27 protein-coding genes are annotated in these 24,748 nt (G+C 65.8%); 11 read left to right on the top strand and 16 right to left on the bottom strand.

What is annotated here, in order from left to right; genetic code table 11:
* Positions 1-109 precede the first annotated feature (109 nt).
* From WBF82_RS04975 to WBF82_RS04990, 4 genes are all read right to left on the bottom strand, one after another.
* Entirely contained in the window at positions 110-934 is an 825-nt protein-coding gene (locus WBF82_RS04975; protein WP_424382005.1) for a carbohydrate ABC transporter permease, read from the bottom strand.
* 15 nt (positions 935-949) lie between these two features.
* A complete protein-coding gene (locus WBF82_RS04980; RefSeq protein ID WP_424381984.1) occupies positions 950-1,822 on the bottom strand; it encodes a carbohydrate ABC transporter permease in 873 nt (290 codons plus the stop codon).
* Positions 1,819-3,231, bottom strand: a complete 1,413-nt coding sequence (locus tag WBF82_RS04985) for an extracellular solute-binding protein (protein WP_424381985.1) — start codon at positions 3,229-3,231, stop codon at positions 1,819-1,821. Before WBF82_RS04985 ends, WBF82_RS04980 begins: the two co-directional genes overlap by 4 nt.
* Positions 3,232-3,333: 102 nt before the next feature.
* Positions 3,334-3,858, bottom strand: a complete 525-nt coding sequence (locus WBF82_RS04990; protein WP_424381986.1) for a general stress protein — start codon at positions 3,856-3,858, stop codon at positions 3,334-3,336.
* 116 nt (positions 3,859-3,974) lie between these two features.
* Between WBF82_RS04990 and WBF82_RS04995 the strand changes: the two genes are divergently transcribed.
* Positions 3,975-4,676, top strand: coding sequence for a DUF4190 domain-containing protein (locus WBF82_RS04995; RefSeq protein ID WP_424381987.1), 702 nt, complete (start codon positions 3,975-3,977; stop codon positions 4,674-4,676).
* Here WBF82_RS04995 and WBF82_RS05000 read toward each other — a convergent pair.
* Positions 4,673-5,647 carry an HpcH/HpaI aldolase/citrate lyase family protein gene (locus tag WBF82_RS05000; RefSeq protein WP_424381988.1) on the bottom strand — a complete coding sequence of 325 codons (975 nt, stop codon included), beginning with the start codon at positions 5,645-5,647 and terminating at the stop codon, positions 4,673-4,675. The genes WBF82_RS04995 and WBF82_RS05000 overlap by 4 nt on opposite strands.
* Positions 5,648-5,681: 34 nt before the next feature.
* Between WBF82_RS05000 and WBF82_RS05005 the strand changes: the two genes are divergently transcribed.
* From WBF82_RS05005 to WBF82_RS05020, 4 genes are all read left to right on the top strand, one after another.
* Entirely contained in the window at positions 5,682-6,977 is a 1,296-nt protein-coding gene (locus WBF82_RS05005; protein WP_424381989.1) for a magnesium transporter MgtE N-terminal domain-containing protein, read from the top strand.
* The gene (locus WBF82_RS05010) at positions 6,974-7,519 is read left to right on the top strand and encodes a DUF1003 domain-containing protein (RefSeq protein WP_424381990.1); all 546 of its coding nucleotides are present in this window, start codon (positions 6,974-6,976) and stop codon (positions 7,517-7,519) included. Before WBF82_RS05005 ends, WBF82_RS05010 begins: the two co-directional genes overlap by 4 nt.
* A gap of 438 nt (positions 7,520-7,957) precedes the next feature.
* Complete coding sequence (locus tag WBF82_RS05015) at positions 7,958-9,190, top strand: lytic transglycosylase domain-containing protein (RefSeq protein ID WP_424382006.1); 1,233 nt, start codon at positions 7,958-7,960, stop codon at positions 9,188-9,190.
* A 101-nt stretch (positions 9,191-9,291) separates the two neighbouring features.
* Positions 9,292-10,449 carry an Mrp/NBP35 family ATP-binding protein gene (locus WBF82_RS05020; RefSeq protein WP_424382007.1) on the top strand — a complete coding sequence of 386 codons (1,158 nt, stop codon included), beginning with the start codon at positions 9,292-9,294 and terminating at the stop codon, positions 10,447-10,449.
* Positions 10,450-10,519: 70 nt separating this feature from the next.
* Here the strand turns inward: WBF82_RS05020 and tatB are convergent, their stop codons facing one another.
* The 4 genes from tatB to sigE form a co-directional block, all read right to left on the bottom strand.
* Positions 10,520-10,921 carry a Sec-independent protein translocase protein TatB gene (gene tatB / locus WBF82_RS05025; RefSeq protein WP_424381991.1) on the bottom strand — a complete coding sequence of 134 codons (402 nt, stop codon included), beginning with the start codon at positions 10,919-10,921 and terminating at the stop codon, positions 10,520-10,522.
* A complete protein-coding gene (locus WBF82_RS05030) occupies positions 10,922-12,418 on the bottom strand; it encodes a S1C family serine protease (RefSeq protein WP_424381992.1) in 1,497 nt (498 codons plus the stop codon).
* A gap of 87 nt (positions 12,419-12,505) precedes the next feature.
* Entirely contained in the window at positions 12,506-12,925 is a 420-nt protein-coding gene (rseA, locus tag WBF82_RS05035) for an anti-sigma E factor RseA (protein WP_424381993.1), read from the bottom strand.
* 106 nt (positions 12,926-13,031) lie between these two features.
* Positions 13,032-13,817 carry an RNA polymerase sigma factor SigE gene (gene sigE / locus WBF82_RS05040; protein WP_424381994.1) on the bottom strand — a complete coding sequence of 262 codons (786 nt, stop codon included), beginning with the start codon at positions 13,815-13,817 and terminating at the stop codon, positions 13,032-13,034.
* Positions 13,818-14,016: 199 nt separating this feature from the next.
* Between sigE and WBF82_RS05045 the strand changes: the two genes are divergently transcribed.
* The 5 genes from WBF82_RS05045 (at position 14,017) to WBF82_RS05065 (ending at position 18,666) form a co-directional block, all read left to right on the top strand.
* Positions 14,017-14,685, top strand: a complete 669-nt coding sequence (locus WBF82_RS05045; RefSeq protein WP_424381995.1) for an O-methyltransferase — start codon at positions 14,017-14,019, stop codon at positions 14,683-14,685.
* A 71-nt stretch (positions 14,686-14,756) separates the two neighbouring features.
* On the top strand, positions 14,757-15,410 hold the full coding sequence (locus WBF82_RS05050) for a TetR family transcriptional regulator (protein WP_424381996.1): 654 nt from the start codon (positions 14,757-14,759) through the stop codon (positions 15,408-15,410).
* A complete protein-coding gene (locus WBF82_RS05055) occupies positions 15,400-16,341 on the top strand; it encodes an ATP-binding cassette domain-containing protein (RefSeq protein ID WP_424381997.1) in 942 nt (313 codons plus the stop codon). The genes WBF82_RS05050 and WBF82_RS05055 overlap by 11 nt, the downstream gene beginning before the upstream one ends.
* A complete protein-coding gene (locus tag WBF82_RS05060; protein WP_424381998.1) occupies positions 16,338-17,981 on the top strand; it encodes an ABC transporter permease in 1,644 nt (547 codons plus the stop codon). The genes WBF82_RS05055 and WBF82_RS05060 overlap by 4 nt, the downstream gene beginning before the upstream one ends.
* Before the next feature lie 10 nt (positions 17,982-17,991).
* Positions 17,992-18,666, top strand: coding sequence for a methyltransferase family protein (locus tag WBF82_RS05065; protein WP_424381999.1), 675 nt, complete (start codon positions 17,992-17,994; stop codon positions 18,664-18,666).
* Positions 18,667-18,676: 10 nt separating this feature from the next.
* On the opposite strand, the gene glgC is transcribed toward WBF82_RS05065, so the two are convergent.
* A complete protein-coding gene (gene glgC, locus WBF82_RS05070) occupies positions 18,677-19,891 on the bottom strand; it encodes a glucose-1-phosphate adenylyltransferase (protein ID WP_424382000.1) in 1,215 nt (404 codons plus the stop codon).
* 134 nt (positions 19,892-20,025) lie between these two features.
* Between glgC and glgA the strand changes: the two genes are divergently transcribed.
* Positions 20,026-21,204: a glycogen synthase gene (glgA, locus tag WBF82_RS05075; RefSeq protein WP_424382001.1), complete on the top strand. Its 1,179-nt coding sequence runs from the start codon at positions 20,026-20,028 to the stop codon at positions 21,202-21,204.
* Here the strand turns inward: glgA and WBF82_RS05080 are convergent.
* The 6 genes from WBF82_RS05080 to WBF82_RS05105 form a co-directional block, all read right to left on the bottom strand.
* Complete coding sequence (locus WBF82_RS05080) at positions 21,201-21,368, bottom strand: DUF3117 domain-containing protein (protein WP_003406247.1); 168 nt, start codon at positions 21,366-21,368, stop codon at positions 21,201-21,203. The genes glgA and WBF82_RS05080 overlap by 4 nt on opposite strands.
* A 223-nt stretch (positions 21,369-21,591) precedes the next feature.
* Positions 21,592-22,176 (bottom strand): DNA-3-methyladenine glycosylase I, encoded by a 585-nt coding sequence (locus WBF82_RS05085; RefSeq protein ID WP_424382002.1) that lies wholly within the window; start codon positions 22,174-22,176, stop codon positions 21,592-21,594.
* The gene (locus WBF82_RS05090) at positions 22,173-22,526 is read right to left on the bottom strand and encodes a DivIVA domain-containing protein (protein WP_424382003.1); all 354 of its coding nucleotides are present in this window, start codon (positions 22,524-22,526) and stop codon (positions 22,173-22,175) included. Before WBF82_RS05090 ends, WBF82_RS05085 begins: the two co-directional genes overlap by 4 nt.
* A gap of 46 nt (positions 22,527-22,572) precedes the next feature.
* On the bottom strand, positions 22,573-23,547 hold the full coding sequence (locus WBF82_RS05095) for a glucosyl-3-phosphoglycerate synthase (protein ID WP_424382004.1): 975 nt from the start codon (positions 23,545-23,547) through the stop codon (positions 22,573-22,575).
* Positions 23,544-24,368, bottom strand: coding sequence for a dihydropteroate synthase (gene folP / locus WBF82_RS05100; protein WP_424382008.1), 825 nt, complete (start codon positions 24,366-24,368; stop codon positions 23,544-23,546). Before folP ends, WBF82_RS05095 begins: the two co-directional genes overlap by 4 nt.
* 284 nt (positions 24,369-24,652) lie before the next feature.
* On the bottom strand, positions 24,653-24,748 hold a 96-nt coding region (locus tag WBF82_RS05105; protein ID WP_424382009.1), incomplete at its 5' end, for a hypothetical protein.

Raw genomic sequence — 24,748 nt, forward strand, 5'->3', positions numbered from 1 at the left:
CAAGATGATGAACTCGCCGTCAGCGATCGAGATACTGAGACCCTTCACGGCTATCGCGCCGTCGGGGTAACTCTTGGTCACGTTTGCCAACACAATCTCGGCCATCGAGTTATCCCTTCACCGCGCCAGAGGTCAACCCAGCGACGATCCGTCGTTGGAAGACTAGAACAAAAACGATAATTGGGACCGTGATCACCATCGCGCCGGCCGCGATCGATCCGGTTGGCTCTTCGAACTGCGAACTGCCGGTGAAGTTGGCGATCGCCACCGGCGCAGTGATCGCCGCCTTGGTCGCCGTCAACGACAACGCAAGCAACAGATCGTTCCAGGCAAAGATGAACACCAGAATCGCGGCGGTCACGATTCCCGGTGCTGCCAGCGGGGCGATTACCTTCCGGAATGCCTGTCCGGGCGTGGCGCCATCGACTTTGGCCGCCTTCTCCAGGTCCCACGGAATCTCCCGGAAGAACGCCGAGAGCGTGTAGATCGCCAACGGCAGCGCGAACGCGATGTAGGGAATGATCAGCCCGGGCCAGGTATCGAACAGACCGATCCGCCGCTCGATGTCGAACAGCGGGGTGACCAGCGAGATCGCTGGGAACATCGAAATCAGCAGCACGGCAGCGATCAACAACCGCTTGCCGGGAAAGGTCAACCGCGCCACCGCATATGCCGCCATCGCGCCGATCACCACCGCGATAGTCGTGGTGAGCACGCCGATTCCCACGGAGTTGATCAGGGCCGAGCTGAAGAAGTTGCCCCGAAAGATTCCGCGGTAGTTGTCGAACGTCACCGACGACGGAATCAGCCTGCCGTCTTTGACCGTTGACGTCGGCTTGAGCGACAGGGACAGAATCCACAACACCGGAAACAGCGCGTACAGCAGCACCAGGGTATCGATGATCAGCCAGGATGTCGCCCGCCGGACACCCACCCGCTCGGTCACGGCTCAGCGCCCGTCGCCGTCGATGCCCGGCGCCGAAGCGCCGAACACTTTGATGAACATGAACGCGATGACGATGACGCAGCCAAAGATCAGCACCGAAATCGCCGAGCCCAGGCCGACATTGAAGCCTTTGAACAGGTTGTCGTAGCCAAGGATCGACACCGAGCTGGTGTTGCCGGCGCCGCCGGTGAGCACATAGATGTTGTCGAAAATCCGGAACGCATCCAGTGTGCGGAAAAGCAGTGCGACCAGGATGGCCGGTTTGATCAGTGGCAACGTGATCTTTATCAGCCGGCGCCATGCGGAGGCACCATCGACCTGCGCCGCCTTCAGCAGATCGTTGGGCACCAGCGCTAAACCAGCCAGCAACAGCAGTGCCATAAACGGCGTCGTCTTCCACACCTCGGCGAAGACCACGATGCCCAGCGAGGGAATCTGGTGAGTCAGCGGCGCGCTAGCTTGCGGCAGCAGGTTGGCCAGATAGCCAGTGCCCGGGGTCCAGGCGTAGTACCAGCTGTAGGACGCGACCACGGTGACGATCCCGTACGGGATGAGCACCGCGGTGCGCACCAGGCCCTTACCGATCACCGTGCGGTGCATCACCAACGCCAGCGCCAGGCCCAGCACGAATTCGATCGACACGGAGACAATCGAGATCGCCAACGTCACCGCAAGCGCCGTCCACCAATACCGATCAGTCAAGATCGTTTGATAGTTGGCGAGCCCGATGAACGTGGTCTCGTTCGGAGTAGTCAAGTTATTGCGCTGCAAGCTCAGCCAAATCGCGTAGCCGATCGGATAGGCGGTGACGGCCAGCATCAGCATCGCAGCGGGAGCGACGAGCACATAAGCCAGGCGCCGCTCCGGGGCGGTCATGGCAGCAGCCCACGGCCGTCGATGGCCTTTTGCACCTGCACGGTGAGGGTGTCGGCCGTCTTCTCCGGGTCGATCTCGTTGATCGGGCTCAGTGTGGCCGACATCCGTGTGGACACCGCCTGGTAGACCGGCGTGGCTATCCGCGCAGCGGCGTTGCTGAGTTGTTGACGAATGATGTTGTACATCGGGTACTTTGCCTGGAATTGCGGATCGGAGTAGAGCGAGGTCCGCGCCGCGGGGAGGCCACCTTGCAGCGCGATGTACTTTTCGCTTCGCACGTCGCGCAGGCATCTGATCGCTTGGTAGGCCTCGGCCTTATGACGCGTGGTCTTGGCCACTGCCAGGTTCAGGCCGCCGATCGTCACCTTGGCCGGCTGGCCCGGCTGCACACCGGGATACGGTGCGAACCCGAACACCTTTTTGCTGGCGTCGTAGGCCGCGCGGAATTGCTGGTCGGTCGGCACGAACGCGCCGACGTTGTTGATACTGCCGGCCAGGTCGGGACGGCGGTTGAGCGGTAGAAACGCCACGCCGCCCTTCACCGCGTTCTCCAGCATGGACGCCAGCGCGTATGGCCAGTTGACCTCCAAGGCGGACTTCCCCTGCTCGAACGCCAACCGTGAAGTGCCCGCGTCGCTTCGGCTGATCGACGGGTCGGCACCGGGTGCCGTGGCCACCGACTTGAGGATCCGCAGGGCGCCGACGGTGGCGGCGCGGTGTGCGGGCGTATCGGTCAGCGTGACCTTCTGGCCGTCGTCGGAAAGCACCCGGCCGCCAGCGCTTTCCAACAGGGTGTTGAACCACACCACCAGACCCTCGCCCTGGCTGGCCTGGACGCCGATCCAGCTGGGTTTGCCAGCGGCGTGCAACCGGGACGCCTCGTCTACCATCGCGGTCCAGGTTGCGGGCGGCTTTTCCATCAAATCGGGCCGATACCAAAGCAATTCGGTATTGGTCGACAGCGGCGCGGCATAGTGCCGGTGCTTCCAAGTGGCCGTGGCAAGCGGCCCGGGCAGGATGTCGGTGGTGGCGTCGGCCTCGGCCCGGCCCGCCGGGTCATCCGAAAGCGGCAACGCCCAGCCCGCTTCTGCGAACTCCGCCGTCCAGATCACGTCCAGCGCCATGACGTCCACACTGCGGTCGTTGGCGCTTAGCCGGCGAGCCAGTTGCAGCCGCTGGTCATCAGAAGATCGGGGCAGGCTGAACTGCTGGATGGTGAACCGTCCGCCGAACTGCTCGGTGCAACGCTTGGCTACCGCAGCGAACGTCGCGGCGCCGCTGGCCGGGGTGTAGAAGCTGATCACCCGCCCGTTATCGCCCGGGCCGCAGGCCGAAAGCACCGACGCGGTGGATAGCGTCGCCAGCGCGACCGCGCTCAGCCGGACTGCGCGCCCGCGCCGACTCGCCACCACACCGTCCTTTGTTCGGGTCGTCGGTTGCCTCGCCGCAGACCGTAAAGGCATGCCCGCGCGCTATGCAACACGTCGGCTAAGGGCCAACCGGCCATCGAGTCAGATTGCCAAGCGGGCCAGGAGATCGCGGGCCCGCTCCGCGGTTTGCGGGTCGCAGAGCACGTCGTATCGGCCGGCGACCAGTTGCAGCGTCGAACTGAAATCCCGGGTGCCGCGCGCCATCGCATACGGGATCGCGGATGTGATCAAGCCGAAGAACACCCCGGCGATCAGGCCGGTCATCAACGCCGCCCACGGGCTAGGGCTGAAGAACCCCAGCACCAAACCGATGAAAAGTCCCAGCCAGGCGCCGGTGAGCACGCCGCCACCGAGCACTTTCGGCCAGGTCAGCCGCCCGGTGACCCGTTCGACCTGCATCAGGTCGACACCGACGATCGTCACCTGCTGCACGGGAAACTGCTGCTCGGACAAGTAATCGACCGCACGCTGGGCCTCGGCGTAGGTGGGATAAGAGCCGACCGGCCAGCCTTTTGGCGGCGTCGGCAATCCGGGAGCACGTCGGCTCGCGGCCGGAGTACCAGGTGTGGCGCCGGGAACCTGTCCGGGCTGGAAGGGACTGGTCATGCTGTCATTGTCCTCTGCCGAGCCGATTGAGCAGCGGCTCGGTGCTGCCTACGCCCCGGCGGGTCGATTACCAGTACAAACGTTGCCCAGCCCGCGGTCACGCTAGGTTAAACAGCATGACATTTCAGGGCGGCAACTTCGGCGAGGAAGCCCACGACGAAGCAAGGCAGCCTCCGCAGGGCCAACAGCCACATCAGTTCGGACAGGACTTCATCCCGCCCGCATACGCCGGACAATCGCCCGCTCAGCCCGAGCCGAACTTTCCGCAATATCCACCGCAGCGGGGGCCGGTGCCGCCATGGGACCAGCCGCCGGCCGGATATGGGCTGCCAAGCCAACCGCCGACAAGCCAGCCGCCGACAAGCGGCTACGGTCCGCCCAGATATCCCGAGCCCCCGCCTTACGGCGGTCCGTCATACCCGCCGGCAGCGCCGCAATACGGACCGCCTTATCCGTCACCCGGCTACGGCGGTGGCGGATATGGCGGCCCACCGGGATATCCCGGAAGCTACGACCCGTACCACCCGTATCAATCTCGTTCACCAGAGACCAACGGGATGGCCATCGGCTCGCTGGTCACCTCGATTGCGGGTGTCTTTCTCGGCATTCCGCTAAGCCTGGTGTGCTGGCTAGGCGTTCTGATTCCCGTCGTCGGCGCCGTGCTCGGGGCCGTCGCGCTCAATCAGATCAACCGCACAGGCCAGCAGGGCCGCGGGCTTGCCATCGCCGGGATTGCGGTCGGCGCGATTGTGGCGGTGCTGCTGGTGATCATCGTCATCGCGGTCATGGCGGCGGTCACCTCTCCGTCCTTGCGCTAGCGCGCCTCGTCCGGAACGAACGGCCCGGTCTGACGCTGCATGCCCGCCGCGCGCCCTTTACCAGCGATCACCAAGGCCATCTTGCGGCTGGCTTCGTCGAGCATCTCGTCGCCGAGCATCACCGCTCCCCGGGCGCCACCCGCGGCGGACGTGTGCCATTCGTAAGCCTCCAAAATCAACTCCGCGTGGTCGTACTCCTCCTGACGCGGGCTGAAGATCTCGTTGCCGGCGGCGATCTGATCGGGATGCAGTACCCACTTACCGTCGTAGCCCAGCGCCGCCGACCGGCCCGCCACCCGCCGAAACGCCGCAAGGTCACGCACTTTCAGGTACGGGCCGTCGACGGCGGCAATGCCGTGCGCGCGGGCAGCCACCAGGATCGTCATCAGTGCGTGGTGGTAGGCGTCGCCGACGTCGTAGCCCTCCGGCTGTTCGCCGACGACCAGCGTGCGCACGTTGAGGCTGGCCATCAAGTCGGCGGGGCCGAGGACGAGAGCCTGTACCCGGGGCTGGGCGGCGATCGCATCAACGTTCATCAGCCCACGGGCGTCTTCGATCTGCGCGTCGATGCCGATCTCTCCCACTGGAAGCCCGTGAACCGTCTCCAGCTGGGTCAACAGCAGGTCAAGTGCCTGAACATGGGAGACATCGGAGACTTTGGGCAGCACAACAACATCGAGCTTGGCGTCAGGCGCGGCGCCGATGGTGGAAACCACCTCGATGATGTCGGCGTGCGTCCACGGTGTGGTCCAGTCGTTGACCCGAACGCCGCGTAATTGCCCGGCCCATCCGGGCTGCGCGAGTGCAGCCGCCACCCGGGTGCGCGCCGCGGCCTTTGCATCCGGCGCGACGGCATCCTCCAGGTCGAGAAAGACCTCATCGGCGGGAAGGTCTTTGGCCTTGTCGATCATCTTCTGGCTGCTACCCGGGACAGACAGGCAGGTGCGGCGTGGCCGGTAGGCGCTGGTCACTTTTCACTCACCCCTTTTGAATACTCTGTGCACCATGGCCTCGATCAACAGGGTGTACGCCGCGCGGCTGGCACGGATGCTGGTGCTGGGCCCCATGGGCGAGTCTCTCGGCAAAGTGCGTGACGTGGTGGTGAGCATCAGCATCGTCCGCCAGCAGCCCCGCGTTCTCGGGCTCGTCGTCGAAATGCTTTCGCGCCGAAGGATATTCGTGCCAATTCTGCGGGTCGCCGCGATCGAGCCCAACGCGGTGACGCTCAACACCGCCAACGTGTCGCTGACCCGGTTCGAGCAACGGCCCGGCGAAGTGCTGGTGCTGGGGCAAATCATCGACACCAAGGTGCGGATCAACGACCCGGAATTGCCGGACCTCGCCGACATCGAGGTCGTCGTCACAGACCTGGGTTTGGAGCAGACCCGAACCCGCGACTGGATGGTGACGCGCGTCGCGGTACGGGTCCCCCGACGGTTTGGCCGGCGCAGCAATGCCCACATTGTGGGCTGGCGCAACGTGCAGGGACTGACCCCTTCGCTGCTGGCGATGCCAGGCCAGGGCGTGGCGCAGCTGCTGCATCAGTTCGAAAAATGGCGGCCGATCGACGTGGCCGATGCGGTGCGTGAGCTGCCGCCGAAGCGGCGCTACGAGGTCGTCAGCGCGCTGGATGACGACCGGCTGGCCGACATCTTGCAGGAGCTTTCGGAGGAGGAACAAGCGGAGTTGTTGGCGCAGCTGGGTGACGAACGCGCCGCCGACGTGCTCGAGGAGATGGACCCGGACGACGCCGCCGACCTGCTCGGCACGATGAATCCGACCCAGGCTGAGGGATTGTTGCGTCAGATGGATCCGGAGGAGTCTGATCCGGTGCGACGCCTGCTGAAACACTCACCCGACACCGCGGGCGGTCTGATGACTTCCAGTCCGGTGGTGCTGACCCCGGACACCTCGGTCGCGGAAGCGCTGGCCCGCGTCCGCGATCCGGACCTGACCGTCGCGCTGTCATCGTTGGCGTTGGTGGTCCGTCCCCCGACCGCCACCCCGACCGGTCATTACCTGGGTTGTGTTCACCTGCAGCGGCTGTTGCGCGAGCCGCCGGCGATGCTGGTCGGGGGGATCGTCGACGCCGATTTGCCCGTCCTGGCACCGGAAACTCCGCTTGCGGTGCTGACCCGGTACTTCGCCGCCTACAACCTGGTGTGCGCCCCGGTGGTCGACGGACAGCACCACCTGCTGGGCGCGGTGACCGTGGATGACGTCCTCGACCATCTGCTGCCACACGACTGGCGAGCGCGCAGCGACGAGCTCTCGCTGGATGCGGCCGGAGGGGTGTCATGAGCAAGTCGGCGCCGCGGGCACGGCTTTATACCCCGCGGATCTCGCGGGTCTCCGCGCCGCGGGTAGACCCCGAGGCCGTCGGGCAATTCACCGAATCGATCGCCCGCTTCTTCGGCACAGGCAGCTACCTGCTGATTCAGACCTTGGCGGTGCTGGCCTGGATAGTGCTCAACGTCACCGCGGTCAGCCTGCGCTGGGACCCCTACCCGTTCATCCTGCTCAACCTGGCGTTTTCCACCCAGGCCGCCTACGCGGCACCGCTGATCTTGCTGGCCCAAAACCGCCAAGAGAACCGGGATCGCGTCACGCTCGAAGAGGATCGCCGCCGGGCCGAGGAGACCAAGGCCGATACCGAATACCTGGCTCGCGAGCTTGCCGCACTTCGGCTGGCGATCGGCGATGTCGCAAAGACCCGCGACTACCTACGCCGCGAACTGGAAGATCTGCGGGATCTACTGGAGGACCGTCACCGGGGCAAAGCAAACAAAGAGTCGGCACCTAGCGGTGATGGAACAGAGGCGCGCGCCGCGAGATCCACTTAAAAATGCGCAGGAACAAAACCCGATTTCCGTGACGGATCTTCGAAAAATGCCTCCGTCGTTTGACCTCGCCCAAGCCGGTATCGTCCCTGCACACAGACTCTGCGAATGTGGCGTTTGTGATCAGAGAGTTATGTATGGTGACTTAGGTCACGAAGCCCCAAAAGGGTTTCACAAGTGCCTAATAGGGCTCGAATATTGAGGACGGTCGGGTTGCGCATCGGGGGAGGCTTAGCTCTTGCAAAGATGCGGCAGCGGATACTCCGCGTGCCGCGTACCCCGAAAATGCCTGCTGCCCTCGTCAGCCGTCTCGCCACCGTACGACAGTCGACGCTTCGCGCCGCCCGGGCCACCAAAATCCCCGCCGCCTTCGTCGCAGTCGTTGCGGCGGTGCAGCAGTCGCTGACCCGCACCGCCCGGAGCCCGGCATTCGGTGTTGCCATGATCGCCTGCCTGGTCTTTGCCGGAGTCGTGGGCGCCGCAGCCCCGTCATTCCCGTTGCCAACGTCGACGCTGCGCGACGCCGCCATCACCCCGGTTGCCGCCGTAGCCCCCGCCTCCACCGACCCGTCGGGCCCACTGGTAATCGCCGTCCAACGTCCAAAAATTGGGTTCCACATCGCCGCGGCCCCCACGGTGTCCGCTCCCCCGCCGACAGGTGTGGTGAATACACCTGGCGCCCTTGGCATTCCGACGATGGCGCTGTCGGCCTACCGCAACGCCGAACAGATGATGGCCGGAACTGACCCTGGTTGCGGCATCAGCTGGAACCTGCTGGCCGGTATCGGGCGCATCGAGTCGATGCATGCCAACGGCGGCGCTACCGACGCGCACGGCACCGCGGTCCGACCGATCTACGGCCCCTCGCTGGACGGCACACTGCCCGGCAACGAGGTCATCGTCCAAGGCAACGCGGGCGGACGCATCACCTATGCGCGGGCGATGGGTCCGATGCAGTTCTTGCCGGGCACGTGGGCGCGCTACGCCTCCGACGGCGACGGCGACGGGGTGGCCGACCCGCAAAACTTGTACGACTCCACGCTGGGCGCCGCTCGTTACCTCTGCAGTGGCGGGCTGAACCTGCGCGACCAGTCACAGGTGCTGGCCTCGATCCTGCGCTACAACAACTCGATGCCGTACGCGCAAAACGTGCTCGGCTGGGCTGCGGCGTACGCCATAGGCGTGCTGCCCGTCGACCTGCCGCCGCTCACCGGCCCGCCACCGCCGATGGCCGACCCGCAACTAGAGCACCTGGCGCAGCTGGAGGGGCTCGGGCCGAACCTGCCGCTGAACATGCACGGCCTGCCGTCCACCGATCCGCTGGCACAAATGCCGTTGATCGACCTCACTGGGGCCAGTGCCAGTGCTCCCAACCAGCAACCGATGCCGTGGCAGCGGACGAATGCTCCCCGACCGTCGTGCACGGTGATTTGCATCGGCCAAGACACCGAGCTGCCACCGCAGTTCTCGGTGAACACGCCACCACCTGCTGCTCCGGCTACTGCGCCCGGCCTGCCAGCTGCTCCGCTTCCGGCAGCTCCGCCTGTGCTACCGCCGCCGGCCCCACAGCCGGTGGCCGCCCCGCCGCCGGCACCCGTCGCAGCATCGACTGCGCCTTTCGCCGGGTCCCCGGGCGGACCACCCGCAGGACCTCCGCCCGGCCCTGCCAGCTGACATCCCGGCCCGCATCGTCGCCGACTTGAGTCGTTGGTGCGGCTCGCCCCCTCGCCGCTGCGCGGCTGGGGGGACCCCCACAGCGGGCGCGCCCGGCCCGCATCGTCGCCGAACTACACTCGGCGGTGATGTCCGATCCGACTGCAAACATTCGCGCCGCGCTGGCCAAGGTGATCGATCCTGAACTGCGGCGTCCCATCACCGAGCTCGGGATGGTCAAAGGTATCGAGGTAAGCCCCGACGGCGACGTGCACGTCGAGATCTACCTGACCACCGCGGCATGCCCGAAGAAGACCGAAATCAGCGAGCGCGTGAGCCAAGCCGTGGCCGATGTCCCGGGCACCGGCAGCGTCAAGGTCAGCCTCGACGTGATGAACGACGAGCAGCGCACCGAACTGCGAAAGCAGTTGCGCGGCGATGCCCGCGAGCCCGTCATTCCGTTCGCGCAGCCGGGATCACTGACTCGGGTGTATGCAGTCGCCTCCGGCAAGGGTGGCGTCGGCAAGTCGACGGTGACGGTCAACTTGGCCGCGGCGATGGCCGCGCGCGGGGTGTCGGTCGGCGTGCTCGACGCCGACATTCACGGCCACTCCATCCCGCGGATGATGGGAACCGCCGACCGCCCCACCCAGGTCGAGTCGATGATCCTGCCGCCGATTGCGCATGAGGTGAAGGTGATCTCGATCGCGCAGTTCACCCAAGGCAATACGCCGGTGGTGTGGCGTGGTCCCATGCTGCATCGGGCTTTGCAGCAGTTTCTGGCCGACGTGTATTGGGGCGACCTCGATGTGCTGTTGCTCGACCTGCCACCGGGCACCGGCGACATCGCCATCTCGGTTGCCCAGCTGATTCCGAACGCCGAAATCCTGGTGGTGACCACGCCCCAACACGCCGCGGCGGAAGTGGCCGAGCGTGCGGGCAGCATTGCCTTGCAGACGCGACAACGCATTGTCGGGGTCGTGGAGAACATGTCTTGGCTTGCGCTGCCGGATGGCTCGCAGCTGCAGGTGTTCGGCGAGGGTGGCGGTCAGCAGGTCGCCGAGCGGCTATCGCGTGCGGTCGGCGCCGACGTGCCGCTGCTAGGCCAGATCCCGTTGGATCCCGCGCTCGTCGCTGCCGGCGATGCCGGCGTGCCGATCGTGCTCAGTGCGCCCGACTCAGCGGTGGGCAAGGAACTGCGTAGCGTCGCCGACAGCCTGTCGTCGCGACGCCGCGGCCTGGCCGGTATGTCGTTGGGACTAGACCCAACGAAGCACTAAAGCCTGGCGAGCAGACGCAAAGTCCCCCGACACGCCGTGCGTGCGGGGGACTTTGTGTCTGCTCGGCGTCCTAGGTGGCGTCGGCGTCGAAGGGCGCGGGGCCGGCGGCGAGTGGCTCCGAAGCGGTTGCCGGCGGCGGCGAAGGCTGCACCACCGGCTGGCTCTGAGCGGCTGGCTCGTCGAACTTGCCGGTGAACAGCGAGTCGTCGCCGTCGAATAAGTGCTTCGTCAGCACTGCGCGCGGCGTCAGGCCGCGCAGCTTCTGCAGCTCGCTGAGGGGCTCACGAAGGTTGTCGAATTCGGGCCCAATGTCCTCGCGCAGCTGATTCGTCATCCCGCTGAGGTAGTCGCGGGCCTGGCGCAGCGCCGTGGCGGTCCACCGGATCGCGCCGGGAAGCCGCTCAGGGCCCAAGACCACCAGCCCGACCACCACGAGCACCAGCATTTCCCCCCAACCGACGTTGGCGAACATCTAGCTGGTGTCCGGGCCCGGCGTCACCGTCAGCGTGACGTGCCGGCCGTCGCGGACCACCTCGACCGGGGCTGGCTGCCCGACCGTCAACTGGCGTACGGCGACGACGAACTCTTCGGCGTCGGCCACGCCGCGGTTGCCCACCTTGACCACCACGTCGTTCTCCAGGATCCCGCCCTTTTCGGCGGGGCCACCGGCCTTCACGTTCGCGACCTGTGCACCCTGCGCGATCGCGTTGCTCACCGACCGGGTGCTCAGCCCCAGCGTCGGGTGCACGATTTTGCCATCCTTGATCAACGTCTCGGCAACCAATTTCGCTTCGTTGATCGGAATCGCGAAGCCCAGCCCGCTGGCGCTGTCCGACAGCGACTTGCCCGCGGTGTCGATGCCGATGACCTGAGAATCCATGTTGATCAGCGGTCCGCCGGAGTTGCCGTGGTTGATCGATGCGTCGGTCTGGACGGCGTCGATAACCGTGTCGGTGTCCGAGCCCTCCCCCGACAGCGGGATGGGGCGGTGCAGTGCGCTGATGATGCCGTGCGTGACCGTGCTGCGCAGACCCAACGGCGCACCCGCGGCCAGGACTTCGTCGCCGACGCGCACCTTGTCGGAGTCACCGAGCCGGGCCACCGAAAGGTGGTCGACATTGTCGACCTTGAGGACGGCCAGGTCGGTCTTGGGGTCGCGGCCGACCAAGTTAGCGGGCACTTCCTTGCCGTCATTGAACACAACGGTGGTCTTGAACTGGCTAGGGTTGTTGGCCGCTTCGGAGATGACGTGATTGTTGGTGACGATGTAACCGCGGCTGTCGACCACGAACCCGGATCCCTGCATACCTTCTTGATCGCTGACCGATTGGATCGTGACCACCGAATCTTCCACCGCGGCAGCGACTTTGGTGAATCGGCCGGCCGGCGATTCGCTGTTGCCGTTGGTTGCCAACGTCACTTTGGACGTGGTGAACGCCTCAACGACCTCTGCCGTCTTGCGTCCGACCACGCCACCGATCAAGCCGATCACCAACGCGAGCACGGCCAGCACGAGCAGCGCCAGGTAGGACACCCGTCCCCCGAACAGCACATCGCGCACTCCCAGCCGACCGTGTTCGCCGCCGACTGCGAGCGGGCCCGATGGCGTTACAGCCGGCTCGCCCAGAGCGGCGGCCGCGCCCGGGTCGCGCCAAGGGTCGTCGGGTTGATCTGCCTGGTCTTTGTCGCCGTCGAGCGCGCCGGCATCGGTGGGGTGCCGTTGCAACGAGTCCGCTCCGGGAAACGGACGACCGAAGGCCTCCGAAAGCACCGGGTCGGCCGGTTCATCGTGCGGGGTGAACTCGCCGGCGTCGCGATACTTCGGCGGACGTACCCGTTCGGCGACGAACGACCCCTGCAGGCCGTCGGGACGGCTGAAGGCTTGGCGTGACGCAGCGTCGACGGGCGGCCGGGAAATGGGTCGCGGCGCCAGCCGGGGGGCGCCGTCCTTTTCTTCGTCGGAGCTCACGTCATCCTCTTCCGAACGTGTTAAGAAGCGCGCGCTATGCGCACGAGCACGGCGCGGCGCACCGGCTTGGCCAACTTCACACCCACCCTACCGAGGATCGCGCCGGTCAGGCGGCGTGCCTTCACTTCGCTGTGCGCGGGGATCTCTCCACCGGTCCCTGCCTGTCTGTCCCGCGTCGTCGTCGGGCGAACAGTCCGGAATCTGCGACAGCAATCCCAGCAGCGTGCTGGGGATCCTGATCGGCTGGGAATCGCGCAGCGCGGCGCGAGCCCGGCGGTGACCTTCCACTTCTGCGGCGCACTCAGGGCAAAGGGAAATGTGATGCGCCGCCCGCAGGTGCGCGTTCATCCGCAGCTCACCGTCGACAAACGCGGCGATGGCCTCCGTAGACAGATGCTCGGTAGATCCGAATTGCCGCGGCGCGCCGACCGGCGCGTCGCTTTGGGAGGCGAATTGGGTCGGGAGCCAGGAGAACGCTCGGCGGAACACATGTCCCCGCTCGACCATCACCAGCTCCTATCCGTATCAGCGTTCGGTCTGCGCGCGCTACCTCGAATGTAGCGCGCTGCCCGATACGGAACAGCAATGAACAGCGGATCAGGCGGCGTGTGTCTTACTCGGAGAGCTCCGGAACGGCACCGGCCGTGGAAGGGTTGGCATGAGTAGCTCCCTCCGAGTGCGCGGCGAGATAGTCCCGCAGCGCCTGTCGGCCCCGGTGAATGCGGCTACGCACGGTGCCGAGCTTCACCCCCAGGGTGGCCCCGATCTCCTCGTAGGACAGTCCTTCGATGTCACACAGCACGACGGCGGCACGGAACTCGGGCGGCAGTGAATCCAACGCCGCTTGCAGGTCGGGCCCCAGCCGCGACTCGTGGTAGATCTGCTCCGGGTTGGGCTCGTCGGCGGGCACCCGGTCGTAATCGTCGGGCAGCGCCTCCATCCGGACGCGGCCGCGACGGCGCACCATGTCGAGAAACAGGTTGGTCGTGATGCGGTGCAGCCAGCCTTCAAAAGTCCCCGGCTGGTAGTTCTTCACCGACCGGAAGACCCGGATGAAGGTCTCCTGGGTCAGGTCCTCGGCGTCGTGCTGGTTGCCGGAAAGTCGATAAGCCAATCGGTAGACCCGGTCGGCGTGCTGACGGACCAGCTCGTCCCATGACGGCATGGTGGTCTTGTCCCCGGTCGCGTCGAATACCGCGGTGCCGTAAGGCTCTTCGTCCGGCTCGACCCAGTCGGCGTCCCGATACCGCTCGGGATGCGACATGCTCGCAGGGCTCATCAGTGTGGTGATGGGTAAGTCCTCCGGAATCAGACTGCCGTCGAGGTTAGGCAATTCGTCACCGCGGGCAACGCGAAGACGCCGAGATGTATTCCCGGACCATCGGCCTCCGCGCTCCATGGGAGATACCGTTGCCTATGGGCGTATGTGCGGTATGTGATCGCACTGAGCTTTGACTGAGAATGGGCGCCCGCACCCCGTTGCGCAGGCCGTATTCATCAAATTGTGACCTTGATTGGCCGCGAGGTTTGGGTGTGTCGCGGGCTAGCACCGGGCGCGCCTGATCGCACGCGGCATCGGATGGATTTACGCTGCGGACATGGCCACCACCGACAGCACACCAGAGCAGTCGGCTCCGCCGAGTCGGGCCGAATCGCTCTCCGCGCATGCCGAGGGGTCGATTTCCGAAGACGCGGTTCTGTTGGCCGCCCGCGAGCGCGCAGTCGACATCGGCGCTGGCGCAGTGACCCCCGCGGTGGGAGCCCTGCTCAGCCTGCTGGCCAAACTCAGTGGCGGCAAAGCCGTCGTCGAAGTGGGTACGGGTGCGGGAGTCAGCAGTCTGTGGTTGTTGTCGGGGATGAGCGACGACGGCGTGCTGACCACGATCGACATTGAGCCCGAACACCAACTGATCGCCAAGCAGGCGTTTTCTGACGCCGGGATCGGGCCATCGCGGACTCGGCTGATCGGCGGCCGGGCTCAAGAGGTGCTGACTCGGCTGGCCGATGCGTCGTACGACCTGGTCTTCATCGACGCCGATCCGATCGATCAGCCAGATTACGTGGTCGAGGGGGTGCGATTGCTGCGCTCCGGCGGGGTCATCGTTGTGCACGGCGCCGCGTTAGGCGGGCGGGCCGGCGACCCCGCCGCGCACGACACAGAAGTCGCGGCGGTGCGCGAGGCGGCGCGGCTGATCGCCGAGAACGAGTTGCTCACCCCGGCGCTCGTGCCGCTCGGCGACGGCCTGCTCGCCGCCGTGCGCGACTGATTCAGTCCGTTACGGATTCTTGACGCGCTTCCGCTTGACGTCCGGTTGAACGTGCGTTTAGCATTCTGAACATGCGTTCAGCCGACGATTTGACCGCCGCGGCCCGGATTCGCGACGCGGCGATCGCGCAGTTCGGCGAGCATGGCTTCGGCGTCGGGCTGCGGTCGATCGCCGAAGCAGCGGGAGTGAGCGCTGGGCTGGTCATCCACCACTTCGGGTCCAAGGACGGTCTGCGCAAAGCCTGCGACGACTACGTCGCTGAAGAGATCCGCAGCGGGAAATCGGAGGCGATGCGCTCCAGCGATCCCGCTACCTGGTTCGCCGCGATGGCCGAGATCGAGGAGTACGCACCGTTGATGGCGTACTTGGTGCGCAGCATGCAATCCGGCGGTGAGCTGGCGAACACACTCTGGCGCACGATGATCGCCAATGCCGAGGGTTACCTCGACGAAGGGGTACAGACCGGTGTGCTGAAACCCACCCGGGATCCGCAGGCTCGGGCGAAATATCTGGCGATCACCGGCGGCGGCGGCTTCTTCTTGTACATCCAAATGCATGAAACACCAACGGATCTGCGCGCAGTGCTGCGCGACTATGCCCGCGACATGATGCTGCCCGCTCTCGAGCTCTACACCGAAGGCTTGTTGACCGACAGCACCATGTACGACGCCTTCGTGGAACAGGCGGAACGTGAAACAGGAGAGAGGGAATCCGATGCCAGTTGACAACAACCCAGTGCCGATCGAAATCCGCGGACTGACAAAGTGTTTCGGCACCGTTCAGGCCTTAGACGGCCTCGAGTTGACGGTACGCGAGGGCGAGGTACACGGTTTTCTCGGACCCAACGGCGCCGGAAAGTCGACGACCATCCGCATCCTGCTGGGAATAGTCAAGGCTGACGGCGGAACCACACGGCTGCTCGGCGGCGACCCCTGGACGGATGCCGTCGAGCTGCACCGCCAGATCGCCTATGTTCCAGGCGATGTGACCCTCTGGCCGAATCTCACCGGCGGTGAGACCATCGACCTGCTGGCACGTATGCGCGGCGGCATCGAGGAGAAGCGCCGCGATGAGCTGATTGAGCGCTTCGAGCTGGATCCGCACAAGAAGGCCCGGACCTACTCCAAGGGAAACCGCCAGAAGGTCTCGTTGATTTCGGCCTTCTCGTCGCGGGCTCGGTTATTGCTCCTCGATGAGCCAAGCAGCGGCCTGGACCCTTTGATGGAGAACATCTTTCAGCAGTGCGTCGCGGAAGCCCGGGACCGCGGCACGACGGTTCTGCTGTCCAGTCACATCCTGGCCGAGACCGAAGCATTGTGCGAGCGGGTGACGATCATCCGCGCCGGCAAGACAGTCGAGAGCGGCACACTGGAGTCGATGCGCCATCTCAGCCGGACGTCGATCAAGGCGGAAATGCTGCGGGACCCGGGTGATATCAGCCGTATCCGCGGCGTCGAGGATGTCAGCTTCGAAGGAAGCACACTGCGCGCCCACGTGGACAGCGAGAGCCTCGGCGACCTGATCCGGGTGCTCGGTGATGCCGGCGTGCGCAGCCTGGTCAGCCAGCCACCCACGTTGGAGGAACTGTTCCTGCGCCATTACGGCATGGGCTCCCACGGCAAGCGTGACGTCAGCGGCCAAGAGGTGCGAGCATGACCGCCACCATGTTGGATCGACCGCAATATCCGGCACACGAAGCGCCGCAACGCGGTTCGGTGTTCAGCGGCACTTTCGGAATGCTGCGGCTCTATCTACGCCGCGACCGGGTGGTCTTGCCGCTCTGGGTGTTGCTGCTGTCGTTGCCGCTATCGACCGTCTACATCGGCAGCATCGAAAAGGTCTACCCCGGCCAAGCGGCCCGCGCCGCGTTTGCCGCAACGATCATGGCTAGCCCGGCGCAACGGGCGCTCTACGGGCAGATCTACAACGACAGCCTTGGCGCAACCGGCATCTGGAAAGCCGGAATGTTCCATCTGCTGATCGCTGTGGCCGTCATCCTCACTGTCATCCGTCATACCCGTGCCGATGAAGAAACCGGCCGCGCCGAACTGATCGACTCGACGGCGGTCGGCCGGTATGCCAGCCTGACAGCTGCCCTGCTGCTGTCGTTCGGAGCATCGGTGATCACCGGTGCCGTCGGGGCCGCCGGCCTGCTCACCACCAGCGTCCCGCGGGACGGTTCGCTGGCGTTCGGGGCCGCGCTGGCCTGCTCGGGTCTGGTATTCACGGCGGTCGCCGCGGTGGCCGCTCAGCTGTCGCCAGGCGCCCGGTTCGCCCGCGGCGCCGCCTTCGGCGCGCTGGCCACCGCCTTCACGCTGCGCGCAGTCGGCGACGCCGGCTCGGGTACTTTGTCGTGGTTCTCGCCGCTGGGCTGGTCGCTGCAGGTTCGTCCATACGCGGGCGACCGGTGGTGGGTGCTGCTGCTGCATCTGGCCACCACCGTGCTGCTCACCGCGGTGGCCTATCGGCTGCTTGCCAGCCGCGATGTCGGCGCCGGGTTGATTGCGGAACGCCCGGGGCCGGCCCGCGCAAGGCCGATGCTGCGGGGCGCCCTCGGACTGGCCTGGCGGCTTGATCGCGGCGCGCTGCTGCTGTGGACGGTCGGGCTATGCCTCTATGGCTTGCTGATCGGCAGCGTGGTGCACGGCATCGGCGACGAGCTGGGCGGCGGTACGGCGCAAGACATTGTCGAGCGGATGGGCGGAACCGGCGCACTGGAGCAGGCCTTCGTCGCTGTGGCGTTCTGCATGCTGGGCATGATGGCGGCCGCATTCGCCATCTCGCTGGCCCTGCGGCCGCACCAGGAGGAGGCCAGCCAGCGAGCCGAAACGGTGCTGAGCGGCGCGGTGGGCCGAAGCCGTTGGTTAGCAGGCCATCTGGCTATCGCGCTGATCGGCTCTGCCGTCGCAATGTTGACCGCAGGAGCAGCGGCCGGACTGTCCTATGGTGTTGCCGCACACGACATCGGCGGCAAGCTTTCGATGGTCCTCGCGACCGCCGCGGTACAGCTGCCCGCCGTGTGGCTTTCCGCCGCGGTGACCGTCGCACTGTTCGGGCTGGCACCGAGGTTCAGCCCGGTGGCGTGGGGCGTGCTGGTCGGGTTCGTCGCGCTCTACCTGATCGGGTCGCTATCGGGCTTTCCCCAGTGGCTGCTCGACCTCGAGCCGTTCGCACACGTTCCGCGAGTTACCGGCGGCGCCTTCACACCAGTTCCAGTCCTGTGGTTGTTGGTGATCGACGCCGCGCTGTTCTCGGTGGGAACGGCGGCGTTCCAACACCGCGACGTGCAGACCTAAGGAGGTCATCATGAATGTGCTTGGTAAGGGCCTGGTTTCAGCGGCTTTGGGTCTGGCTGCCTTCGGGTTGATGCTGTTCCTGCCGGCGGGGACATTCCACTACTGGCAGGCATGGGTCTTCCTCGGGGTGTTCGCGCTCTCCACCTGGATCCCCAGCATTTACCTGGCGCGCACCAACCCGGCCGCGCTCGAGCGGCGCATGCATGGCGGGCCGCTAGCGGAAACCCGAACGCTGCAGCGAATCGTCATCAGCTTCCTGGTTATCTGCTTTCTGGCCATGTTCGTTTTCAGCGCCCTTGACCACCGCTTCGGGTGGTCGCAGGTGCCGACGTCGATCTCGATGGTCGGCGATGTCCTGGTCGCGGTCGGGCTTTGCATCGCGATGCTGGTAGTCATCCAAAACGGCTATGCCGCAGCCAATGTCACGGTTGAAGCAAGTCAGCAGCTCGCTTCAACCGGGCTGTACGGGCTGGTACGGCATCCGATGTACACCGGAAACATCATCTTGATGGTTGGCGTCCCGCTGGCGCTCGGCTCGTACTGGGGTTTGGTCTTTGTCATCCCCGGCTTGATCGTGCTCGCGTTTCGCATCCGCGACGAAGAAGACCTACTCGAGCAGGAATTGGGTGGCTACCGCGAATACGAGCAGCAGGTGCGCTACCGGCTGGTGCCATACGTGTGGTGAGCGGCCCGGGTTAGATCCAGACGCCCTTGCCAACCGCGACAACGCCGCCCGCGCTGATCGCGAAGCGTTCACGGTCTTTCTCCAGGTCCACCCCGACCATCTCACCCGGCCCGACGACGACGTTCTTGTCCAGGATTGCGTGACGGACGACAGCACCGCGGCCAACGCGGGTGCCTGGCATGATCACACTGCCCTCCACGATCGCGCCGTCGTCGACAACGACGTTCGACGACAACACCGAGTTGCGTACCGACGCAGCCGAGATGATGCTGCCAGCCCCCACCACCGACTCTTGCGCGGAGCCGCCGTTGACGAACTTGGCCGGCGCTAGATTCTCCGACTCGCCGCGGATCGGCCAGCGCTTGTTGTACAGGTTGAACACCGGATGCACTGACACCAGATCCATGTGGGCGTCGTAAAAGGCGTCCAGGGTTCCGACATCGCGCCAGTAGGCCCGGTCCCGGTCGGTGGCGCCGGGCACTTCGTTGTCGGAGAAGTCGTAGACCGCGGCCAGCCCGTCGGACACCAGCCGCGGAATGATGTCACCGCCCATGTCGTGGTCGGAATGATCTTCGTCGGCATCGGCACGGATCGCATCGATGAGCACCTTGGTGGTGAAGATGTAGTTGCCCATCGACACAAAAGCACTATCCGGGTCATCCGGCGTGCCGGGCGGCTCAACCGGTTTTTCGATCCAATTGCGGATGCGCCCAGAATCGTCGGCGTCCAAACAGCCGAATGCGCTCGCCTCAGCGCGAGGCACCCGGATACCGGCGACCGTCACCCCGGCACCGCTGTCGACGTGAAACCGCAGCATCTGCTCTGGGTCCATCCGGTACACGTGGTCGGCGCCGAAAACCACGATGTAATCCGGATCCTCGTCATAAATCAGGTTGAGCGATTGGTAGATCGCGTCGGCGGAGCCGGTGTACCAGCGCGGGCCGAGCCGCTGCTGCGCGGGAACCGGGGTGATGTACTCACCGGCCAACCCGGACAATCGCCAGTTCTGCGAAATGTGACGGTCCAGCGAGTGCGACTTGTATTGGGTGAGAACGCAGATCCGCAGATAGCGGGCATTGACGAGATTGGAAAGCACGAAGTCGATCAGCCGGTAGGCGCCGCCGAAGGGAACCGCGGGTTTGGCCCGGTCCGCGGTCAAGGGATACAACCGCTTGCCCTCCCCCCCGGCCAGGACGATACCCAGCACGTGTGGCGCTTCCCTCATGGATCAAACCTATCGGCCGCTGCGAACCCCTGCCATGTCATTCCGGTGAATACCCACGCTCAGGGACTGTCCATCAATCAATTGGGGCCAACCCGGCGACGGCGCCGCCAGCAACCGACTATTACCGTGCCCGTATGCGGGTGGCGATGATGACTCGGGAGTATCCGCCGGAGGTGTACGGCGGCGCGGGGGTGCATGTGACCGAGCTTGTCGCGCAACTGCGCAAACTGTGCCAGGTTGACGTGCATTGCATGGGCGCCCCCCGGGCGGACGCTTTCGCCTACCAGCCCGATGTGCAACTGCGCGGTGCGAATCCGGCGCTGTCGACCTTGTCGGCCGACCTGGCGATGGCCAACGCCGCCGGGGAGGCCAGCGTGGTCCACACCCACACCTGGTACACCGGGTTGGCCGGGCAGCTGGCCGCGTTGCTCTACGACGTCCCGCATGTCTTGACCGCGCATTCGCTGGAGCCGTTGCGGCCGTGGAAAGCAGAACAGCTCGGCGGCGGCTATCGGATCTCTTCGTGGGTGGAGCACAGCGCGGTGACGGCTGCCGACGCCGTCATCGCGGTCAGCTCGGGTATGCGCGACGATGTGTTGCGGGTCTATCCGACGCTGGATCCCGGCCGGGTACATGTCGTGCGCAACGGGATCGACACCGAGGTGTGGCACCCCGTCGAGCCGGCGCCGTCTGTCCCGGGGGAATCCGTGCTCGCCGACCTCGGCGTCGACCGTGCCCGACCGATCGTGGCATTTGTCGGACGAATTGCCCGACAGAAAGGCGTCGCCCACCTGCTGGCGGCCGCACACCGCTTCGACCCCGACGTGCAACTGGTGCTGTGCGCGGGAGCGCCCGATACACCGGAAATCGCCGCGGAGGTGTCCGCTGGGGTAGCCGGGCTGGCCGGCGAGCGGTCCGGCGTGTTCTGGGTCAGAGAGATGCTGCCGATCGGGAAGATACGCGAGATACTCTCGGCTGCAACAGTTTTCGTATGCCCATCGGTGTACGAGCCGTTGGGCATCGTCAACCTCGAAGCGATGGCCTGCAGCACCGCTGTGGTGGCGTCGGATGTCGGTGGCATTCCCGAGGTGGTCGCCGACGGGGCAACGGGTTCGCTGGTGCACTACGATCCCAGCGACCCTGACGACGCCGACGGTTTTCAGACCAGGCTCGCTGAGGCGGTCAACGCCCTGATCGCGGATCCGGAAAAGGCGGAGCGCTACGGCCAGGCGGGCCGACAGCGCTGCATCGCGGAATTCTCCTGGGCGCGCATTGCGGAACAGACGCTGGAGATTTACCGGAAGCTGGCTTAGCTGGTGACGCCTTTGAGCTCGTCGCCCAGCGCGGCGGCTTCGTCGGGTGTCAGCTCGACGACGAGTCGGCCACCGCCCTCCAGCGGTACCCGCATCACGATGCCGCGCCCCTCCTTGGTCGCTTCCAGTGGACCGTCTCCGGTCCGGGGCTTCATCGCCGCCATCGAGTGCTCCCTCCAGGTTCGAGGTGGCCCGCCGTCACGGACCTGGTCAGTGCCGGGCACGCCCCGCCAGTGGAATTCCAGCCATCCCCGGCGTTGAACTGCAAATTCACCCCCCCATTGTTCCCTATTGGGCTCGGGCAGGTGTACATGACCTCCGGGTCGGCGTTTTAACGGGCTGTATCTGACTGCCCGATTCCTCAGCGGGCCGCTCACGGCCCGCTCGTCATCGAGCTGGCGACGGCACCCAGCATGTTCGAAGGTGATCGTCGACCATCCCGGTCGCCTGCATCAACGCGTAGGCCGTGGTCGGTCCGACAAAACGGAATCCGCGCCGCTTCAACTCGCGTGCCATCGCGGTGGATTCTGCTGTCACGGAAGGGACTTCTGCGGAGGTCAGGGGCCGGGACCGCGGCGCCGGCGCAAACGACCACAGCAACTCGGAGAGGTCGACCTCGGTATCGGCAGCTGCACGCGCGTTGGCGATAGTCGCCTCGATCTTGGCGCGATTGCGGACGATTCCCGGATCGGCCATCAGCCGGGCCACGTCGACATCGGTGTAGCGGGCGACGGTCTCGATGTCGAAGCCGGCGAATGCCTGCCGAAAATTCTCCCGCTTGCGCAGGATGGTCAGCCAGGAGAGGCCGCTTTGAAAGGCCTCCAGACTCAATCGCTCGAACAACGGCACCCGCCCGCGCAGCGGTTGGCCCCATTCCTGGTCGTGATAGTCGCGGTAGAGCGCGAAGTCCGGGCCTGGCCGACTTTCGGCCCAATCGCAGCGGATCAACCCGTCGCCCTCCGGCGCGGTCATGTGTGCTCCTGGTCGTCGCCAACATCGGAGACGGGATCGGCGTTCTCGGTCTCATCGGCGGCTGCTGCGGCGTGCACCGACGAGAGTTGGCCGCGCAGCAAGTCGAGCTCCTGACCGAGCCGGTCCAGCACCCAGTCCACCTCGCTGGTCTTGTAGCCGCGCAGCGTCTGAGTGAACTTCACGGCGTCGACGTCGGCGCCGGTGACACCGGAGGCCGGCAGCACGGTCGGCGTCGTTCCGCTGGGCAGCGGCGGCAGCGACTCACCGCGGCCGAACAGCAAACTGACCACCCCGAACAGCACGACCGCGACCAGGACCAGCACCACCACGTAGAGCAACACCAAAGCCACGTGACCGATATTGCACTACCCCAGCGACAAGCTGGCGTGCGGTGTCTTAGCGCGGCCGGACGGCGTTCATCGGCGGCCGATCGGCCAGCGAGACCGTCGACGTGCGCGGCATGTAGTCCTCACCATCGGGGCCGTCGACGAAAAACTGGGTCAACCCCACTCCGGAGTCGGGTATGCCGCAGCGCGACAGCAGAGTCGCGACAACCTGGCGGCTCATCGGGCCTAACTCGGCCAGCGGCCGGTTTCGGTGTGCCCGCACGCCCAGGTTGACCTGTGCGATCGCGTCCAGCCCCAGCCGGTCATAGGTATCGACCAGCAGGCCGATCTCGACGCCGTAGCCCGGTGCGAACGGCACCGAGGTGAGCAGTTCGCGAGTGGCCGCATACTCGCCGCCCAGCGGCTGCAACACACAACCCAGTTCGGGCCGCAGGGCCGCGAGCAGCGGCCGCGCCACCAACTCCGTGACCCGGCCGCCGCCAGTGGCCGCCTCGGCGCCCTGACCACTCAAAGGCCGTCGGTAAAAGCTTTTGACCAGGTGGATGCCATCTTCGGTGAGCAGCGGCCCGAGCAGCCGCGGGACGAACATCGGGTGCGGGTCGATCAAGTCGGAGTCGACGAACACCACGATGTCGCCATCGGTGGCGGCCAGTGAGCGCCACAGCACTTCGCCCTTGCCGGGCCGCGGCGGGATGTGAGGCAAGGCTTGTTCCCTGGTGACGACGCGCGCGCCTGCGGCGATCGCCCTTATCTCGGTGTCGTCGGTGGAGCCCGAATCGAGCACGATCAACTCGTCGACCAGCCCGCCGACCAGCGGTGAAATGCTGTCGATCACCGATTCGACGGTTTCTTCTTCGTTGAGGGCGGGCAACACCACCGAGATGGTCCGTCCGGCCTTCGCGGCCACCAACTCGTCAACGGTCCAATGCGGACGGGTCCAACAGCGGTCGGCCAGCCAGACGTCGCCCGGCAGCGCGGTCAATGCGCCCTCAGCGGCGAGGTCGACCAGCTCTGATGCCGTCATGCAAGTCCTCTCACCGTGCGCGTCGGCAGCCGCTGCCCCTTGATCGAAGCCACCATCTCCAACACCCGCCGGGTGGGCCCGACTTCGTGCACCCGGAACATCCGCGCACCGGCGGCAGCCGCGAGCGCGGTGGCTGCAAGGGTTCCCTCCAGCCGTTCGGTCAGATCCACCCCAAGAGTCTCCCCGACGAAGTCTTTGTTGCTCAACGCCATCAACACCGGCCACCCGGTGTTAACAAGATCTTCCATGTGCCGCAACAGCGCCAGGCCGTGGAAGGTGTTCTTGCCGAAGTCATGGGTCGGGTCGATCAGCACGCGGTCACTCGCCACGCCGGCGGCGACGGCGCGCTCAGCGGCCGCGGTGACTTCCCGGATCACGTCGTCCACCACCCCGCGGGCGGTCGTCCCATAGCTGACCCGAAACGGCCTGGTGCGTGGCGGCAACCCCCCGGTGTGCGAGCACACCAAACCGGCTCCGAATTCGGCGGCCACCTCGGGCATCGCTGGATCGAAACCACCCCAGGTGTCGTTGATCAGGTCTGCGCCCGCCCGGCAGGCCTGCCGGGCAACCTCGGAGCGCCACGTGTCGATGCTGATCAGTTGATCGGGGTAGCTATCGCGCAGCCACTCGACGAACGGCACGACCCGGGTTACTTCGGTTTCGGTGTCGATGTTCTCTCCCGGGCCCGCCTTGACGCCGCCCACGTCGACGACGTCGGCGCCCTCGGCGATGACGTGATGCGCGGCGTCGCGGGCCGCGGCGTCGCCGAAGGTGGCGCCGCGGTCGTAAAACGAATCCGGTGTGCGGTTGACGATCGCCATGATCAGCGGGCGGTCGCTCGTTACTCGGCGACCGCACAGGGTGGAGTGCACCCATCTATGGTGCCCGTCGTCGGCGCCGCCCGAGCGATGAGGGCCTCGCTGAACCTCACCAGACTCAATGGCCTCTTCAGGCGCTGAGTCAGGGGGCACTCGCTTTTTCATTTCGAGGCGCGGACGATTCACCGCCTTGGTGATATCGCATATGCATCACTACTGAGAAGGGAGTGCCGCCGATCTGACGGTACTGCTGTGGCTATTGATGACGCAGCGACCAGCGTGCGTCGTTAGCCCTGCGGTCGCTTACCGGCCGCCACCTCGCCGGGATATTCGTCGTAGAACGGCACATAACCCTCGTCGCGGCCGGCCAACACGTACAGCGG

This window comes from Mycobacterium sp. (genome assembly GCF_049673265.1).
Lineage (GTDB): Bacteria > Actinomycetota > Actinomycetes > Mycobacteriales > Mycobacteriaceae > Mycobacterium.